The 17,714-nt window shown below is 72.1% G+C and carries 14 protein-coding genes and 1 riboswitch; of the genes, 9 read left to right on the top strand and 5 right to left on the bottom strand.

The window, feature by feature from the left end; all coding sequences use genetic code 11:
* Positions 1-11 precede the first annotated feature (11 nt).
* Complete coding sequence (locus V5P93_RS27265) at positions 12-1,865, bottom strand: glycosyl transferase (protein ID WP_146108045.1); 1,854 nt, start codon at positions 1,863-1,865, stop codon at positions 12-14.
* Between the two features lie 391 nt (positions 1,866-2,256).
* Here V5P93_RS27265 and V5P93_RS27260 point away from each other — a divergent pair, with 391 nt between their 5' ends.
* From V5P93_RS27260 to V5P93_RS27240, 5 genes are all read left to right on the top strand, one after another.
* Positions 2,257-2,538, top strand: coding sequence for a DUF167 domain-containing protein (locus V5P93_RS27260; RefSeq protein ID WP_104479649.1), 282 nt, complete (start codon positions 2,257-2,259; stop codon positions 2,536-2,538).
* Positions 2,539-2,675: 137 nt separating this feature from the next.
* On the top strand, positions 2,676-4,157 hold the full coding sequence (locus tag V5P93_RS27255; protein WP_245931319.1) for a potassium/proton antiporter: 1,482 nt from the start codon (positions 2,676-2,678) through the stop codon (positions 4,155-4,157).
* A gap of 100 nt (positions 4,158-4,257) precedes the next feature.
* Positions 4,258-4,374, top strand: a riboswitch (SAM riboswitch).
* Between the two features lie 17 nt (positions 4,375-4,391).
* Positions 4,392-5,777 (top strand): aminotransferase class V-fold PLP-dependent enzyme, encoded by a 1,386-nt coding sequence (locus V5P93_RS27250; protein WP_104479651.1) that lies wholly within the window; start codon positions 4,392-4,394, stop codon positions 5,775-5,777.
* Between the two features lie 37 nt (positions 5,778-5,814).
* A complete protein-coding gene (gene lspA / locus V5P93_RS27245) occupies positions 5,815-6,414 on the top strand; it encodes a signal peptidase II (protein WP_181043527.1) in 600 nt (199 codons plus the stop codon).
* A gap of 41 nt (positions 6,415-6,455) precedes the next feature.
* Positions 6,456-7,340, top strand: coding sequence for an RluA family pseudouridine synthase (locus V5P93_RS27240; RefSeq protein WP_104479771.1), 885 nt, complete (start codon positions 6,456-6,458; stop codon positions 7,338-7,340).
* A 461-nt stretch (positions 7,341-7,801) separates the two neighbouring features.
* Here the strand turns inward: V5P93_RS27240 and V5P93_RS27235 are convergent, their stop codons facing one another.
* Together V5P93_RS27235 and V5P93_RS27230 are read right to left on the bottom strand one after the other, a co-directional pair.
* Positions 7,802-8,785, bottom strand: a complete 984-nt coding sequence (locus tag V5P93_RS27235; protein WP_104479773.1) for an AsnC family protein — start codon at positions 8,783-8,785, stop codon at positions 7,802-7,804.
* A 91-nt stretch (positions 8,786-8,876) separates the two neighbouring features.
* A complete protein-coding gene (locus V5P93_RS27230) occupies positions 8,877-9,512 on the bottom strand; it encodes a uridine kinase (protein WP_104479652.1) in 636 nt (211 codons plus the stop codon).
* Between the two features lie 148 nt (positions 9,513-9,660).
* On the opposite strand from V5P93_RS27230, the gene dnaE reads away from it, so the two are divergent.
* Positions 9,661-13,197, top strand: a complete 3,537-nt coding sequence (dnaE, locus tag V5P93_RS27225) for a DNA polymerase III subunit alpha (protein WP_104479653.1) — start codon at positions 9,661-9,663, stop codon at positions 13,195-13,197.
* Positions 13,198-13,268: 71 nt separating this feature from the next.
* On the top strand, positions 13,269-14,483 hold the full coding sequence (locus tag V5P93_RS27220; RefSeq protein ID WP_104479654.1) for a cytochrome P450: 1,215 nt from the start codon (positions 13,269-13,271) through the stop codon (positions 14,481-14,483).
* Positions 14,484-14,605: 122 nt separating this feature from the next.
* On the opposite strand, the gene V5P93_RS27215 is transcribed toward V5P93_RS27220, so the two are convergent.
* Together V5P93_RS27215 and V5P93_RS27210 are read right to left on the bottom strand one after the other, a co-directional pair.
* Positions 14,606-15,190 carry a DUF3558 domain-containing protein gene (locus V5P93_RS27215; RefSeq protein WP_245931320.1) on the bottom strand — a complete coding sequence of 195 codons (585 nt, stop codon included), beginning with the start codon at positions 15,188-15,190 and terminating at the stop codon, positions 14,606-14,608.
* Between the two features lie 14 nt (positions 15,191-15,204).
* On the bottom strand, positions 15,205-15,579 hold the full coding sequence (locus V5P93_RS27210) for a hypothetical protein (RefSeq protein ID WP_245931321.1): 375 nt from the start codon (positions 15,577-15,579) through the stop codon (positions 15,205-15,207).
* A 269-nt stretch (positions 15,580-15,848) separates the two neighbouring features.
* Between V5P93_RS27210 and V5P93_RS27205 the strand changes: the two genes are divergently transcribed.
* Together V5P93_RS27205 and V5P93_RS27200 are read left to right on the top strand one after the other, a co-directional pair.
* Positions 15,849-16,412, top strand: a complete 564-nt coding sequence (locus V5P93_RS27205) for a hypothetical protein (protein ID WP_146108046.1) — start codon at positions 15,849-15,851, stop codon at positions 16,410-16,412.
* Complete coding sequence (locus V5P93_RS27200; RefSeq protein WP_281261663.1) at positions 16,409-17,668, top strand: adenosylmethionine--8-amino-7-oxononanoate transaminase; 1,260 nt, start codon at positions 16,409-16,411, stop codon at positions 17,666-17,668. The genes V5P93_RS27205 and V5P93_RS27200 overlap by 4 nt, the downstream gene beginning before the upstream one ends.
* Positions 17,669-17,714 lie beyond the last annotated feature (46 nt).

Raw genomic sequence — 17,714 nt, 5'->3', positions numbered from 1 at the left:
CGACCGGGTGCTCAGGGGTTGTCGAAGGGCAGCAGGAGCCCTCCCGGTACGCCCGCCGGGTAGCGGACCAGGACGCCCTCCGGGGTGGTGCGGACCGAATCCGGGCGGAAGACGCCGTGCTGGCTGGTGAAGAACAGGGCCAGCTGCTCGGCCGGTTCCCCCGCGGCGGTCAGCAGGACTTGGCGCCGCGGCTGCTCGGCCGCGTCCTCACCCGCGACCGCGGGCAGCGCCGCCACCCGCACCGGTCGGGTCGCGGACAGCGCGGTCAGCGCGGTCAGCACGCGGGGATCGGCGCGGCCCTCGCGCAACGCCTCGTGCACGTCCCCCGGCGCGGTCAGCCGGTTGGACCCGGCCACCGCCGCACCCGCCCGCGACCGCGCCCCGGCCTCACCGGCCGCCACCACCCCGTCGGCCGCGGGCCGCTGGACCAGCACCCGGTCCGCCCCGCCGCCGAACGCCGCCACCACCTCGCCCGCCGCGGCGGCCTCGGCCAGGGCGGGTCGGCGCGCGAACGCGGCGCGCGCCACCGGGGTGATCACCAGCCACGACCGGGACAGGCAGTCCTCCGGGCAATCCAGGGTGCGGACGGTGATCTCGGGCGACCGGCCGCCGCGCACCAGGTCCGCCCAGGTGATGCCGTCGGTGGCGATCACCGCGCCGGGCAGGTTGTCGCGCACCCACCGCGCCGCGGCGGCGCCGGGTGCCGGGTCGCTCGCCGTGCCGACGACCGACCGCAGCCCGGTCAGCCACGCGGGCACGGCCGCGGCGACCACCGCGACCGCCAGCGCGACCACGGGCAGCCGCAGCGCGTGCGGCCGGACCCGGGGCCCGGTGAGCCGGTGCCGGACCGCGCGTTCCACCACCCCCGCGACCAGCAGCGCGGCGGGGGCGACCACCACCACCAGCGCCCCGGACCCCGGGCCGCCGGGCACCGCCGCGACCGCGGCCATCGCCAGCACCCCGGCGGCCAGCGGGCGCAACCGGTGGGACAGCAGCCCGGTGGCCGCGGCGAGCAGCCCGGCCACCACGAACACCGGGTCGACCCGGGCCCAGTCCCCGGCCGCCGGGCCCTCGGCGGCCACCCGCAGCCCGCTCAGCGCGGCCGAGGCGCCCAGCCCGATGCCCGTCCCGAGCGCGAACAGGCACGCCAGCATCAGCGACAACCGCCGCCGCCCGCGCCGCCACACCAACCAGGACCCGGTCACCACCACGAACACCGCCGCGACCGGCGCGGTGATCACCGCGACCACCAGGAACGCGGTGCCCCACAGGTCCGGCGGCAGCCTGCGGTGCCTGCGCGAGGTCCACAGCAGCGCGGTCCCGGCCAGCAGCCACGGCACGGCCACGTTCTCCGGCCGCGCCCCCAGTTGCAGTCCCACCGCCAGCGGCGCCGCGGCGGTGACCGCGACCGCCGCCGTGGCCGTGGCCACGCTCAGCCCGATCCGGCGCGCCAGCACCCACAGCAGCAGCGCGGCACCCGCCGCGGCGATGACCATCGGCTCGCGCGCGGCGCCGAGCGCCGAGGTGTGCCGGGCGAACGCGTCGGTGGCCGCGGTGTACCCGCCGACCTGGAGCCAGGCCAGCGGCGAGGTCCGGGAGTCGAGCAGCGTGCCCAGCGAGTCGACGGCGAAGGTCTGCGCCACCGCGCGGCCCTCGCCGGGCTGCGCGGGCGCGCCCGCCGCCGCCAGCCGCAGCACCGCGGCCGACGCGGTCACGGCCAGCAGCCCGGCGGTGGCCAGGATCTCGCGGTCGAGCGCCCGGGTGCGGGCCAGCGCCGCGGCGCGCCACGTGGTGGCGCCGAGCGGGTCGGGGATCCGGTCCGGGAAGTGGTCGGGGGTCTCCACGCTCAGGCGTCGTGAGGTCATGGGACTGCCCGCTCGGCGGACCCGGCCCGTGGGCCGGGTGCGAGCCGGAACCTCCTTCGGTGGGTGATCCGGCGGGACGTCGGCCGGGGGTCCGGGGGCCGCGCGCTGATCGACCCATGTTAGACCGGTAGTCACGCAATTGCGCAGTGCAACTTTCCGTGGCGAACGGCAAGGTCCTTACGGGTGACGGCGCAGCCCGGCTTGGGCCGTTCGGGTGCACCGGCGGGGCCTTCCGCGTAGATCATCTCAGGTCCGGTTCACCACTTCCGGGAATCCGATCACCCCATGACCGGACTCCGGCGACGAGTCCGGCCCCGGGGCGCCGCTAGGGTGCGTTCGTGAACCCGCCCCGCGTCCGGCCCTGGACGCTCCACTGTGGACCGATCGGCTGATGGGGTTCCGGTTCGGCGTCCGGGTCAAGCCCGGCGCGCGCCGGGCGGCCGTCGGCGGGCGGTGGTCCGACGGCGCGCTCGTCGTCGCGGTCGCCGCGCCCGCGGTCGACGGGAAGGCGAACGAGGCGGTCCGCCGCGCGCTCGCGGCGGCGTTCGGGGCGCGGCCGCGGGACGTGGTGATCGCGGTGGGCGAGCGGGGGCGGGACAAGGTCGTGGAGATCGACCCGGTTCCGCCGAACGCGGAGACCACACTGGACCGGTTGCTCGACGCGGGCGCGTGAACGACGGCGCCGGCGCGCGACCCCGGTGACCGGCTTCCGGTGCTCGCGAACCGTGACCGCTTTGCCCGGTGCGAGCGCTTCCGGGTCGGCAAGGGACAATGGTTCCGACGCGAGACGGGTTACGGCCGGGAGGTGGCGTGCACGAGCTGACCAACGCGCTGGGGATCGGCGCGGCAGTATTGCTCGTGGCGGTGCTCGCGGTCCGGTTCTCGGTCCGCCTCGGCCTGCCCTCGCTGCTGCTGTACCTGGCCCTGGGCTTGGTGATCGGCGAGTCCGGGCTCGGCATCGAGTTCTCCAACGCCGAGCTGACCCAGTCCCTCGGTCTGGCCGCGCTCGTGCTCATCCTCGCCGAGGGCGGGCTGACCACCCGCTGGCGCGAGGTCAAACCCGCGCTGCTGCCCGGGATCGCACTGTCCACAGTGGCCGTTGTGGTCACCGTCGGCATCACCGGCGCGGGCCTGCACTGGCTGCTGGGCTTCGAGTGGCGCTACGCGCTGCTGTGGGGCGCGGTGCTCGCCTCGACCGACGCGGCCGCGGTGTTCAGCGTGCTGCGCTCGCTGTCGGTCAGCAGGCGGCTGGTCGGCTCGCTGGAGCTGGAGAGCGGCATCAACGACGCGCCCAGCTACATCGCCGTGGTGGTGCTCGCCTCCTCCGACAGCGTGGACTGGCTGCTGTCGCTGACCGCGCTCTACGAACTCGGCGCGGGTGCGCTCATCGGCCTGGCGCTCGGCTGGCTCGGCGCCCAGGCGCTGCGCCACGCCGCGCTGCCCGCCACCGGCCTCTACCCGCTGGCCACCGTCGCGGTGTGCGTGCTCGCCTTCGCCTGCGGCCAGGTCGTGCACGCGTCGGGCCTGCTGGCCACCTACCTGTCCGCGCTGGTGCTCGGCAACTCCAAGCTGCCGCACCGCTCCGACACGGTCTCCTTCGCCGAGGGGATGGGCTGGCTGGCGCAGATCGGCCTGTTCGTCCTCTTGGGACTCTTCGCCTCGCCGGACCGGCTGCTCGACGCGCTGGTCCCCGGCCTGGTCGCGGGCGCGGTGCTCACCTTCGTGGCCCGCCCGGTCTCGGTGCTGATCTCGGTGCTGCCGTTCCGCATGCCATGGCGGGAGCAGGTCTTCCTCTCCTGGGCCGGTTTGCGCGGCGCGGTGCCGATCGTGCTGGCCATGATCCCGCTGTCGCAGGGGTTGCCGGGCGCGCAGAAGCTGGTGGACGCGGTCTTCGTCCTGGTGATCGTGCTGACCCTGCTGCAGGGCACCACCCTGGGTTTCCTGGCCCGGCTGCTCGGGCTCAGCGCGGGCGCCAGCCCGAAGGAGGTCGAGGTCGACGCGGCCACCCTCGACGAACTGGACGCGGAACTGCTCCAGGTGACCATCCCCGAGGGCTCCAAGCTGCACGGCGTCTACCTCTCCGAGCTGCGCCTGCCGCCGGGCGCCACGGTCAGCCTGGTCGCCCGGGCGGGCGGCGGGTTCACCCCCGAGTCCACCACCCGGTTGCAGCAGGGCGACCAGATCCTGATCGTCGCCACCCAGCGGGCCAGGGCCGCCACCGAGACCCGCATCCGCGCCGTCGACCGCGCCGGCCGCTACGCCCGCTGGAAGGGGGTGACGGGGGAGGAGTAGCCGCCGGGTCTTGGGGATTCCCGCCCGGGGGTGACGACGCTCTCATTCCCCGGGCGCCCACTCGCGTTCGCGGCGGGTCGTCCGCTATGGTTTTCGCCAAGGTATTGAGTGCCAGCGCTAAACCCCGGTTTGCTGGCCGGCAACCCTCCTCCGCGGTGGGGTGCCCCGGGTGAAGACCTGGTCCTCCCGCGTGGTGCGGGGCGGACAAGCGCGGACCCCTCGAACCCGGGTCCCATGACCTGGAAGGTCCGTCCCGTGACGCTCGCCGTGTCCGCCGTGCCCACCGCCCGCGCCGAGGCCGCCCCGCTGCCGCTGCCCGAGGTGCCGACCGTGGCCGGTGCCCGCCTGCTCGTCCCGCTGGTCGACGGTACCCGCGTCGGCTACGCCAACCTCGACCACGCGGCCAGCGCGCCCTGCCTCGACACCGTGCGCGACGCCGTGGACGAGCTGCTGCCCTGGTACGCCAGCGTGCACCGCGGCGCCGGGTTCGCCTCCCAGGTCAGCACCAAGGTCTACGAGCAGGCCCGCGACGTCCTGCGCCGCTTCGTCGGGGCCCGCCGCACCGACACCGTCGTCTTCACCCGCAACACCACCGACAGCCTCAACCTGCTCGCCCGCGCGGTGCCCAAGGGCACCTCGGTCGTGCTGTTCGACACCGAGCACCACGCGGCGCTGCTGCCGTGGCGCGGCCCGAACGTGCGCCGCGTCGAGGCGCCCGCCACCGCGGCCGAGACCGTGCCCGCCCTCGAAGCCGCGCTGCGCCGGTGCCCGGAGGGTCCCCGGCTGGTCGTGCTGACCGGTGCCTCGAACGTGACCGGTGAGCTGTGGCCGGTCGCCGCGCTGGCTGAGGTCGCGCACCGGTACGGCGCCCGGGTCGTGCTCGACGCCGCGCAGCTCGCGCCGCACCGGCCCGTGCGCATCGGCGAGCTGGGCGTGGACTACGTCGCGGTGTCCGGCCACAAGCTCTACGCCCCCTTCGGCGGCGGCGCGCTGATCGGCCGCGCCGACTGGCTGCAGGCCGCCGAGGCGTACCTGGTCGGCGGCGGCGCCACCGCGCAGGTCGTCGACCACGGCGACCGGCTGGGCGTGGCCTGGTCCGCGGTGCCCGAGCGGCACGAGGCCGGGTCCCCGAACGTGGTCGGCGCGCACGCGCTCGCGGTCGCCTGCGAGACGCTGTCGGCCAACTGGGACGCCGTCGTGCTGCACGAGCGCGCGCTGTTCCGCAGGCTGCGCGCCGGGCTGGCGAGCGTGCCGGGGCTGCGGGCGCTGAGCCTGTTCGAGGAGGACGGCGACCGCGTCGGGGTGGTCAGCTTCACCGTCGACGGGATCGAGTCGGGGCTGGTCGCGGCGGTGCTGTCGGCCGAGTACGGGATCGGCGTGCGCGACGGCGCCTTCTGCGCGCACATCGCGACCCGACGCCTGCTGGGCCGCGTCGGCGCGGGGGAGCAGCGCGCGGTGCGGGTCAGCATCGGGCTGGGGACCACGGCCGAGCACGTCGACCGGGTGGTCGCGGCGCTGCGCACGCTGGTCGCCGACGGTCCGGGTGTGGCGTACGCGGTCGTCGACGGGCGGTGGGCGCCGGTCGAGGACACCCGTCCGCTGCCGCCGTTCCTGGCCTGAGGTCCGGGCGGGCGCGCCGACCGTGGACAATGGCTCGGTGAGCACCGAACACGACAGCGGCGGCGACGTCCCGTCCGAGGGCGCCGTGGACACCCCCGGCGAGCAGAAGGCCGCGCTGCCGCGACGTCGCCTGGTGCTGCTGGTCGCGGCGCTGGTGGTCTACGCGCTGGACCTGGTCACCAAGATCATCGTGGTGGCCACGTTGGAGGGCGAGGCGCCGATCCGGGTGCTCGGCGGGCTGGTGTACCTGCAGCTGATCCGCAACCCGGGTGCGGCCTGGGGCATGGGCACCGGCATGACCTGGGTGTTCACCCTGGTCGCCGCCGCCGTCGTGGTCGCCATCATCTGGATCGTGCCCAAGCTCCGGTCGACCGGCTGGGCGCTGGGCCTGGGCCTGGTGCTGGCGGGCGCGCTGGGCAACCTGACCGACCGGTTGTTCCGCGCCCCCGGCGTGCTGCACGGCCACGTGGTCGACTTCATCTCGCCGTTCGCGCCGAACGCGGACGTGTTCCCGGTTTTCAACGTCGCCGACGCGGGCATCTCGGTGGGTGGCGCGCTGATCGTCCTGATGGCGCTGCTCGGCCGCGACTACGACGGCACCGTCACCCGCCGCGCGAAGGAGAAGGGCGCTTCGTGAGCGAGTCCCGCACCCTCCCCGTCCCCGACGGCCTCGACGGCATGCGCGTCGACGCCGGCCTGTCCAAGCTGCTCGGCCTGTCCCGCACGGTCGTCGCCGCGATCACCGAGACCGGCGGCGTGCTGGTCGACGGCCGCCCGGCGGGCAAGTCCGACCGGCTGCTGGCGGGCTCCTGGCTGGAGGTGACCCTGCCCGAGCCGGAGCGCCCGGTCGAGGTCCGCGCGATCCGCGTGGAGGGCATGGAGATCCTGCACGAGGACGACGACGTCGTCGTGGTCGACAAGCCGGTCGGCGTCGCGGCCCACCCCAGCCCCGGCTGGAGCGGCACCACCGTCATCGGCGGCTTGGCGGCCGCGGGCATCCGCGTCTCCACCTCGGGCGCCGCCGAACGCCAAGGCGTGGTCCACCGACTGGACGTCGGCACCACGGGCGTGATGGTGGTGGCCAAGAGCGAACACGCCTACACGGTCCTCAAGCGCGCCTTCAAGGAGCGCACGGTCGAGAAGCGCTACCACGCCCTCGTCCAAGGCCACCCCGACCCGAGCGTCGGGACGATCGACGCGCCGATCGACCGCCACCCCCGCCACGACTACCGGTGGGCCGTGGTGGCAGGCGGAAAACCCAGCATCACCCACTACGAAACCATCGAGGCCTTCCGCGCGGCGTCGCTGCTGGACGTGAAGCTGGAAACCGGCCGCACCCACCAGATCCGCGTCCACTTCTCGGCCCTGCGGCACCCCTGCGTAGGAGACCTCACGTATGGCGCCGACCCGGCCCTGGCCAAGCGCCTCGGCCTGAGCCGCCAGTGGCTGCACGCCCGGACCCTCGGCTTCCACCACCCGGCGGACGGGACGTGGGTCGAGTTCACGAGCGAATACCCGCCGGACCTCGCCTCGGCGTTGGGTGTGCTGGAAGCGGACTACTGATCACGGTTTCTCCTCGACGTCCGTGGAGTCGGAGTCCGATTCACCTTCGGAGCGCTTCAACTCCACGGACAGTTCGAGCAACCGCCCGGCTCGCGCGGTGAGCTTCATACTTGTGACATCCCTCGACCGCGCGGCGCGAACCAGCAACAGGGCAGTCGCGAGTACGGCTAGGACCACGATGAGCACCGTGTAGGACCAACTCAAGGCACAGCTCCGCCGAGTAGAGCCGGTCCGAGTCTGCCCAGCCGTAGCGAAACCACCTTGTTCAGTTATCGGCACCAATCAATGGTGCCGTGGGTGCTCCCAAATGAGGTCGACGGGCTCTAACTCGGCTGCGCCGGGCGATCCCTTCGAGTGAGGAGGGCAGCGCAGAACCTGTTGACCCAGCACGGTGATCTTAGACTGCTCGGGGCAGATGGGGTAGTGAGTCGGGCGAGCCGGGGCGGTGCGTTACCAATCCGTCAGTTCTCGACGGTCCAGGTCAGCGTCAGGGCTTCCTCGTCCGGTCGCGGGCTCCACCGCACCGACGTGATCTGCACGTTCTCCGGCACCACGTAAACCGTGTGCCCACCCGCGGTCTCCCCGGGCTGCACGCCGATCCGGTGCGGCGGCCGCGACGACAGCGACACCGGGGCCTTCGAGATCGTCTCCCCCGCGGGGGTCGCCAGGACCAGGTACAGGTCCGGCAGCGTCGAGAACGGCACCGCGCCGCGGTTCGTCAGTTCCGTGTGCACCACGATCGACCGCTCACCCGGCTGCAACCGGTAGCCCGCCGCCGTGAACAGGTAGTCCGCCGGGTCCACGACCTCCACCAGCTGGATGGCCAACCGCTCGCCCTCCAGGCCGTTGGTCTCCAGGGTCGCGCCGACGCGGCCCTGGCGCTGGGCCGCGGGCTGGGTCCGGTCCATCGACCCGGCCAGGGGGGACTGCTGGTCGCCGCGCGCCCAGCTCGACGACTGCGGCGGGCCCCAGGTGTTGATCGGCTCGGACACCGGGACCGGCTGGCTCGGCGGACCCGCCTGCACCGGGGTCGGCATGCTCGGCGGACCGACCGGCGCCGGGAACGGGGTGCTCGGCGGGCCCGTGCGCACCGGGCCGCTGTGGTGCGCGTAGTTGGGCGGCGGCACGTACTGCGGGATCGGCTGCTGCACCTGCTGCACCTGCTGCACCTGCTGCGGCGGCTGGTAGGGCGGGTACCCCTGCTGCGGTTGCTGCTGCTGGTAGTACGGCTGCGGCGCCATCCGCGCCAGCGCCGCCCGCAAACCGTTCGGGTCGCACTCCACGCCGACGAGCAGGGGCAGGCCGGAGCCGGAGAGCGCGACCAGGCGCGAGGCCACCTCGCGGGGGTCCATGCCCAACCGCGCGGCGATCTCGTGCACCGCGGCCCTGCCCATGTCGGCCACCACACCGAGCAGGCGGGCATCCACCGGATCCGTCACGACCACGGACGGTACCCGGTCGCCCCCGCCCCCGCCCCGGAAGCCGGGTTCGCCGCGGGTCACGGTTGGCGATCTTGAGCGGTCGGTGATCGGCTGGTCACACCGGGGTGTCGTCGAGCACCGCCGGGTGCCTCGGGTCGTCGACCCGGACGCCGGTGTCCGCCGAGTGCAATGGGCGCACCTCGGCGTCGTACCTGGCGAACGCGGGCAGCGCCCAGTGCTCCCCGACGGGCAGCCGCCGGGCCAGCGCGGGCGCCGAGAGCCACAGGTGCGCCGACAGCTCGTGCGGCAGCCCCCGGCCCAGCAGCAGCTCCCCGTCGACCAGCAGCACCCCGCCCGCGCCGACCGCGGTGTAGTCCGCCCGGCTCGCCCGGTCCGCCGCCGCGTCCCAGTACGTGGTCAGCACCTTCCCCGACCCGCCCGGCCCGAGCGGGTCCAGCGCCTCCCGGCGCAGCGCCCCCTCGTCCAGCCACAGCTCGTACCGCGCGTCCGGGTCCGCCCGGCCGCGCTCGAACCGCAGCGACGCGGGCCGCAGGTAGTCCGCCGCCGACACCCGGACCACCGGCCGCCCCAGCACCCGCAGCCGCTCGCCGACCGCGTCGGCCAGCGCCCCGACCCCGCTCGGCGGCGCCCCGTCGAGCAGCACCCGGGTCCACCCGGCGCGGTCGCGCGCGTCGACGGTCGCGGTCAGCTCATCGGCCAACACGTCCGGTGACACCGGCCGGAATCTCATCGTCCTCCTCGGTCCGCGACTGGGGTTATAATCTCGCGGTTTCGGCGTTTTCCCTGTAATGCCAAGACATCCGCCACCGCAGCATGACACCCGGCGCGTCGCGCACCCGCTGCCGGACCTGAACGGCCGGGGTCGCTAGGGTGTCGTCGTGGCTGACTCCTTCGCTCACCTCCACGTGCACACCGAGTACTCGATGCTCGACGGAGCGGCGAAGCTCAAGGACATGTTCGCCGAGTGCGAGCGGCTCGGCATGACGTCCGTGGCGATCACCGACCACGGCCACACCAACGGCATCTACGACTTCTTCCGCCAGGCCAAGGGCGCGGGCATCAAGCCCGTCCTGGGCATCGAGGCCTACATCGCGCCCGCGTCCCGGTTCAGCAAGGAGCGCGTGCGCTGGGGCGACCCGGGCCAGAAGAGCGACGACATCTCCGGCTCCGGCGCGTACACCCACCAGACGATCTGGGCGCGCAACGAGACCGGCCTGCGCAACCTGATGAAGCTGTCCAGCCTGGCCTCCATGGAGGGCCAGCTCGGCAAGTGGCCGCGGATGGACCAGGAGCTGATCGCCGAGCACGCCGAGGGCCTGATGGCCACCACCGGCTGCCCGTCGGGGGACGTGCAGACCCGGCTGCGCCTCGGCCAGGACCAGGAGGCGCTGGAGGCCGCCGCGGTCTGGCAGGAGATCTACGGCAAGGACCACTTCTACGTCGAGCTGATGGACCACGGCATCGAGATCGAGAGCCGGGTCCGCGGCGGGCTGGTCGACGTCGCCCGCAAGCTGGACATCCCGTTCGTGGTCACCAACGACTCGCACTACACCTTCAAGGACGAGCGCGAGTCGCACGACGCGCTGCTGTGCGTGCAGACCGGCAAGACCCTGCAGGACCCGACCCGGTTCAAGTTCGACGGCGACGGCTACTACCTCAAGTCCCCCGACGAGATGCGCGCGGTCGACGCCTCCGACCCGTGGCAGGAGGGCTGCCGCAACACCCTGCTGATCGCCGAGAAGGTCGACACGGCGGGGATGTTCGAGTTCCGCAACCTGATGCCGCGCTTCCCGATCCCCGACGGCAAGACCGAGGACGAGTACTTCCGCGAGCAGGTCTGGGAGGGCATGCGGCGGCGCTTCCCCGGCGGTGTGGACGAGGTGCACACCCAGCAGGTCGAGTTCGAGATCGGCGTCATCCTGCAGATGGGCTTCCCGGCCTACTTCCTGGTGGTCGCCGACCTGATCCAGTGGGCGAAGAACAACGGTATCCGGGTGGGCCCCGGCCGCGGCTCGGCCGCGGGCGCGCTCATCGCCTACGCGATGGGCATCACCGACCTCGACCCGCTGGCCCACGGGCTGATCTTCGAGCGGTTCCTCAACCCGGACCGGGTCAGCCCCCCCGACATCGACATCGACTTCGACGAGCGCCGCCGCGGCGACGTCATCCGCTACACCACCGAGAAGTGGGGCGCGGACAAGGTCGCCCAGGTGATCACCTTCGGCACGATCAAGGCCAAGGCGGCGATCAAGGACTCCGCCCGGGTGCTGTTCGGCCAGCCCGGCTACGCCATCGCCGACCGGATCTCCAAGGCGTACCCGCCCGCGGTCATGGCCAAGGACATCCCGCTCAACGGCCTGTTCGACCCGCAGCACAAGCGCTACGCGGAGGCCACCGAGATCCGCGAGCTGTACAACTCGGACCCGCAGGTCAAGGAGATCATCGACACCGGCCGCGGGCTGGAGGGCCTGATCCGCAACGCGGGCGTGCACGCCTGCGCGGTCATCCTCTCCGCCGAGCCGCTGATGGACACCATCCCGCTGTGGAAGCGGCCGCAGGACGGCTCGATCATCACCCAGTTCGACTACCCGACCTGCGAGTCGCTGGGCCTGCTGAAGATGGACTTCCTGGGGCTGCGCAACCTCACGGTCATCGACGACGCGCTGCGCAACATCGAGCGCAACGGCAAACCGGTGCCGGACCTGGAGACCCTGGGGCTCGACGACAAGGCCACCTACGAGCTGCTCTCGCGCGGCGACACGCTCGGGGTGTTCCAGCTCGACGGCGGCCCCATGCGCGACCTGCTGCGCCTCATGCGCCCCGACAACTTCGAGGACATCTCCGCGGTCGGCGCCCTCTACCGGCCGGGCCCGATGGGCGCCAAGTCGCACACGAACTACGCGCTGCGCAAGAACAAGCAGCAGGACATCACGCCGATCCACCCGGCGCTGGCCGAGGCGCTGGAGGACATCCTCGGCACGACCTACGGCCTGATCGTCTACCAGGAGCAGGTCATGGCGATCGCGCAGAAGCTGGCGGGCTACACGCTCGGCCAAGCGGACCTGCTGCGCCGGGCCATGGGCAAGAAGAAGAAGGAAGTGCTGGACGCGGAGTACGTCAACTTCGCGGCGGGCATGGAGCGCAACGGCTACCCCAAGGACGCCGTCAAGACCCTGTGGGACATCCTGGTCCCGTTCGCCGACTACGCGTTCAACAAGGCGCACTCGGCCGCGTACGGGCTGGTGTCCTACTGGACCGCGTACCTCAAGGCGAACTACCCCGCCGAGTACATGGCCGGTCTGCTCACCAGTGTCCGCGACGACAAGGACAAGGCCGCGGTCTACCTGTCCGAGTGCCGCAAGATGGGCATCACGGTGCTCCCGCCGGACGTCAACGAGTCCGAGAAGGAGTTCGCCCCGGTCGGCCAGGACATCCGCTTCGGCCTCGGCGCGATCCGCAACGTCGGCGCGAACGTGGTCGACTCGATCATCAAGTCCCGCGTGGAGAAGGGCGACTTCGCCGACTTCTCCGACTTCCTGCGCAAGGTCGACGCGTCGGCGTGCAACAAGAAGGTCGTGGAATCCCTGATCAAGGCGGGGGCATTCGACTCGCTCAAGCACCCGCGCAAGGGCCTGTTCCTCATCCACACCGACGCCATCGACGCGATCATGGAGACCAAGAAGGCGGAGGCGATCGGGCAGTTCGACCTGTTCGGCTCCGGCAGTTCGGACGACGCGGCCGACGTCTCCAGCGTGTTCGACGTGCGCGTGCCCGACGACCTGTGGGAGACCAAGCACCAGCTCGCGCTGGAGCGGGAGATGCTGGGCCTCTACGTGTCCGGGCACCCGCTCAACGGCGTGGAGCACATCCTCACCGCGCAGTCGGACACCACGATCGCGGCGATCCTGGAGGGCGGCATCGGCGACGGCGCCCAGGTCACCCTCGGCGGCATCCTCGCGTCGGTCAACCGCCGGGTGAACCGCAACGGCGAGTCGTGGGCGTCGGCGCAGCTGGAGGACCTGGCAGGCGGCATCGAGGTGCTGTTCTTCCCCAAGACCTACGCGGTGATCGGCATGGGCGTCCTGGAGGACGCGATCGTGCTGGTCAAGGCGCGGGTGGCGAAGCGGGAGGACCGCACGTCGCTGATCGCCAACGACCTCGCGGTGCCGGACCTGTCCAACGCGGCGGGCGCGCCGTTCCGGCTGAGCATGGCGGCCACGAAGTGCACGCCGCCGCTGGTCGCGCAGCTCAAGGACGTGCTGGGGGCGCACCCGGGGACCACCGAGGTGCACCTCAAGCTGATCAACGGGCCCCGGCAGACCCTGCTGCGGCTCGACGACGCGCTGCGGGTCAACCCGTCGCCGTCGCTGATGGGTGACCTCAAGGCCCTGCTGGGCCCGGGCTGCCTGTCCTGAGTCCGGTCACTCCGCGTGGTCGCGCGAACCGGGTAAGGTAGTTGGCATAGCCAACTACCCGAGGGGGAGTCATGTCCGTACAGGACGACCTGGTGCGGCTGCGGGACGAGCGGTTCTTCCAGCACCCGTACGAGGTCTTCGCCGAACTGCGCGAAGACGGCCCGGTACGGCGCGTGGTGCTGCCCCAGGGCGTGCGCGCGTGGCTGGTGACCCGGTACGCGGAAGCCCGAGCCGCCCTGGCCGACCCACGGCTGAGCAAGGACTACCGCGTCGTCGCCCCCTTGTTCGACCGGCACCGCGAACAGCCGCGCGGCCCAGTGGAGCGCGGCGCCGAACTGGCCGCCCACATGCTCAACTCCGACCCCCCAGACCACACGCGACTGCGCAAGCTGGTCACCAAGGCGTTCACCGTCCGCGGCATCACCGGCCTGCGCCCCCGGGTCGAGGCCATCGCCGCGGACCTGCTGGACAAGATGGCGGACCAGGACGAGGTGGACCTCCTGGACGCCTTCGCGTTCCCACTCCCCATGACGGTGATCTCGGAACTCCTCGGCGTCCCCGCCGACGACCGCGAGTCGTTCCGGGAGTGGACCAAGGTCGTGATCTCCCCCGCGTCGGGCGAGGAGATCAACGCCGCCGCGGCCGCCATGTGGGGGTACCTCACCAACCTCCTGGCGATCAAGCGCGCGGCCCCCGCCGACGACCTGCTGACGGCGCTGATCCAGGCGTCCGAGGACGGCGACCGGCTCAGCGAGACGGAACTGATCTCGATGACGTTCCTGCTCCTGCTGGCGGGCCACGAGACAACCGTCAACCTCATCGGCAACGGCGTGCTGTCCCTGCTCGGCAACCCGGACCAGCTGGCCCTCCTCCGCACCGACCCCACCCTCATCTCGGACGCGGTCGACGAGTTCCTGCGCTACGAGGGTCCCGTCACCCTGGCCACCATGCGCTTCACCAAAGAACCGATAACCCTGGGCGACACGGAAATCCCAAAAGACGAGTTCGTGGTCATAGGCCTCTCCTCGGCCAACCACGACCCCGCCCAATTCCCCTCCCCGGAACGCCTCGACATCACCCGCAAACAGCCCGGCCACATGGCGTTCGGTCACGGGATCCACTACTGCGTGGGAGCACCGCTGGCGAAGCTGGAGGGAGAAGTCGCCATCGCCGCCCTCCTGGCCAGATTCCCCAACCTGCGCTTGGCCGCCCCCCAGTCCAACCTGACCTGGCGAGAAAGCAACCTCATGCGCGGCCTGACCAGCCTCCCCGTACGCCTGCGCTGAGCACATGGCGCTTGTTCCCCATCAGGTCGCGACTCCATCGACTTCGCGTCGACCAAGGGACCTCGCGCGCATTGGCCTTGGGAGCAGGCTCGGCCCTGGTCGAGCGGACGCGCGTCAGCGGGCTACGGGAGTTGGGGCTCGAAGGCCTCGGCCAGCGATAGAGCCAACTCGCACGCTTTGGCGCGGTTCGCTCCCGCGACGACGAGTGCCATGGCATTGGACTTCTCCGTCACGGCGACGTTGACCGAACAGCTACCACCCACCAGGCTCGGTATCTGAACCGCTTCACGGCCGTTGATCGGTGGCAGTTCCCGCTTGTTCAGGTCGTCGGGAAGGTCCTTGAGCCCGGACTTGTCGTACAGGGTTATCCCGTAGTGGTACAGGTCTTCCTGCACCCGTTGCTTCCAGACGCAGGAGCGCCCCGAGCCGAGGTCGTCAGGCACTCCCTCGCCGGTGAGGCCGAGCTGTGACTTCCCGGCTGGTGTGAGGGCGTCACACGGGTCGAGCTTTGCCAGACCGCCGCTGTTGGACACCGACGTCTTGGGCGGCTGCTTCGTTGTCGACCGCGGTTCTGTCGTGGTGTTGGCCGACTCGTGCCCAGGCGCCGGTACAGCCACACCTTGGGTACCGGTTGAGCATGCCGAAGCGATCGTGGCGGCGGCGATGGCGGCGGCCGCCAGAGCGAGCCGCGGATTGCGAGACTTCAACTCGTGTGTCCTGTTCACTGTCCGGGGTAGTGGCCGGCTTCCGCAGCGTCCGCACTGTGGTAGTTCTTCATGGCGTCCTTGATGGCTGCTTTCGCTTCCTCCAGGGAATCGCGCAGCGCCATGACCTGGGTCACGAACCCGCGTTCATCTGTCGCCACCGACACCATGAACGGCTTCATGATGGCAGCCGCGTTGGTGCTACCCAGCTGCGGCTCCCGCGACAGGAGTTGGAAGTTGTACTGCTGGCCGTCGATCCAGTCGAGCATGTTCTGGATCGCCGTCAGCAACGCTTGGCCGCCGGTCTCGTTGACGGCGAAGCCGCCGTCGGTGGCGGCTGAGCGCAGCATCGCTACGCCTTCCACCATGCCGCCCGGTTCACTCGCGAACATGTTGTCCTCCCCGCATCGGGTCAAGCCTAGGTGGCGGGTCGTCGGTTCGTGTGTGGAACGGGGGCGCGCGGTGGGTGGGTAATGCCGGGTGTTTGGGGGTTGGTTGGGTAGCGTAGGTCGCTGTGCGGGGGCGTGGTGGTGACGTAGGCGCGGTGGTGGCTGCCCGGCTTCGGCGGGTGCGGCCCCGGTTGGCGTTGGTCGTTTTCGCTGGTCCCGCCCTCGGCCTCGCGCTCACACCGATCCTCGAAGCGCCGCTCGTGGGGCTTGCCGTGCCCGCTCTCCTGGCCGCGGCGGGCGTCCTCTACTTCCGCTCCCGCCGCTACCGCCCCCACCGCTGGCCGCACGCGGGCGCGCTCCTCGGCCTCCTCAACGGCGCCTACCTCACCGCCCTCACCCCCTGGCTCGCCCCGACCGCCCTCCTCGCCGTCCTCGGCTGGACCCTGGCCGCCAAGGCCCGCGCGCACGTCCTCGACCCGTACACCCCCGAACTCGCCGACTCACCGCTCGAGGTGCCCTGGCAGGCCCGGGGCGCGAAGGGGCTCGAACTCCTCGTCGCCCACGACCGGATCACGCTCACCGGGGGCCGCTTCCGCCTGGTCCGCCCCATGGTCGCGCTCAGCGGGGTCGGCACCGTCGAGCAGGTCATGGTCGCCCGGCGCGCGACGTTGCCCGTGCCCGGGGTCGGGGAGTTGCGCGTCACGGTCACGCCCGGGCCCGCCGTGCGCATCACGGTCCCGCCGGGGGAGTGGATCCTGCCGACCGACCACGGCCGCGAGATCGCCAGGTTGGTGGCCCGCCGCAAGGAGATCGCCGGGGTTAGCCTGGGTCGGTGACGTTGGTTGCGCTTGATCGCGCGCACGTGTGGCACCCCTACGGACCCATGCCCGGCACGCAGACGCCGCTCGTCGTCGAGTCGGCCGAAGGTGTCCGGTTGCGACTCGACGACGGCCGGGAACTGGTCGACGGCATGTCCTCCTGGTGGGCCGCCATCCACGGCTACCGCCACCCGGTGCTCGACGCGGCCCTCAAGGCCCAGGCCGACAAGATGAGCCACGTCATGTTCGGCGGCCTCACCCACGAACCCGCCGTACGCCTGGCAACGAGGCTCGTCGAGATCACCCCCGAACCGCTGCGGCACGTCTTCCTCTGCGACTCCGGCTCCGTCGGCGTCGAGGTCGCGGTCAAGATGGCCCTGCAGTACTGGCGTTCCCGAGGCAACACCCGCAAGACCCGCCTCCTCACCTGGCGCGGCGGCTACCACGGCGACACCTTCCACCCCATGAGCGTCTGCGACCCCGACGGCGGCATGCACGGCCTCTGGCGCGGCGTCCTGCCCACCCAGGTCTTCGCCGACGAACCCCCTGCCGCCTTCGAACACGACTACGTCGCCCACCTCGCCGACACCATCGAGGCCCACGCCGACGACCTCGCCGCCGTCATCGTCGAACCCGTCGTCCAGGGCGCGGGTGGGATGCGCTTCCACGACCCGCGCTACCTGCACGTCCTGCGCGAGCTCACCCTCGCCAACAACGTCCTGCTGATCTTCGACGAGATCGCCACCGGCTTCGGCCGCACCGGCGAGCTCTTCGCCGCCGACCACGCGGGCATCGCCCCCGACATCATGTGCCTCGGCAAGGCCCTCACCGGCGGCTACCTCAGCATGGCCGCCACCCTCTGCACCGCAGCCGTCGCCGACGGCATCTCCCGGGGCGAGGTCCCCGTCCTCGCGCACGGCCCCACCTTCATGGGCAACCCGCTCGCCGCCGCCGTCGCCCTCGCCTCCACCGACCTGCTCCTCGGCCAGGACTGGCGGGGCACGGTCAAGCGCATCGAGTCCGAGCTGACCCACGGCCTCGCCCCCGCCCGCGACCTGCCCGGTGTCCGCGACGTGCGGGTGCTCGGCGCGATCGGCGTCGTCCAGCTCGACCACCCCGTCGACCTGGTGAAGGCGACCGACGCCGCGACCGCGGCGGGCGTCTGGCTGCGCCCCTTCCGCGACCTCGTCTACACCATGCCCCCGTTCACCAGCGCCGAAGCCGACGTCGCGGCGATCACCCGGGGGGTGCTGGCCGCGGCCGCCGCGGGCTGACCGGTGGTCATGGGATCGTCGGTCACCGGGGGAGCTAGCCTGGTGC

Origin of the sequence: Actinokineospora auranticolor, from assembly GCF_041897805.1 — a bacterium.
Taxonomy (GTDB): Bacteria; Actinomycetota; Actinomycetes; order Mycobacteriales; family Pseudonocardiaceae; genus Actinokineospora; species Actinokineospora auranticolor.
This window is presented reverse-complemented; position numbering and strand designations above follow the sequence as displayed.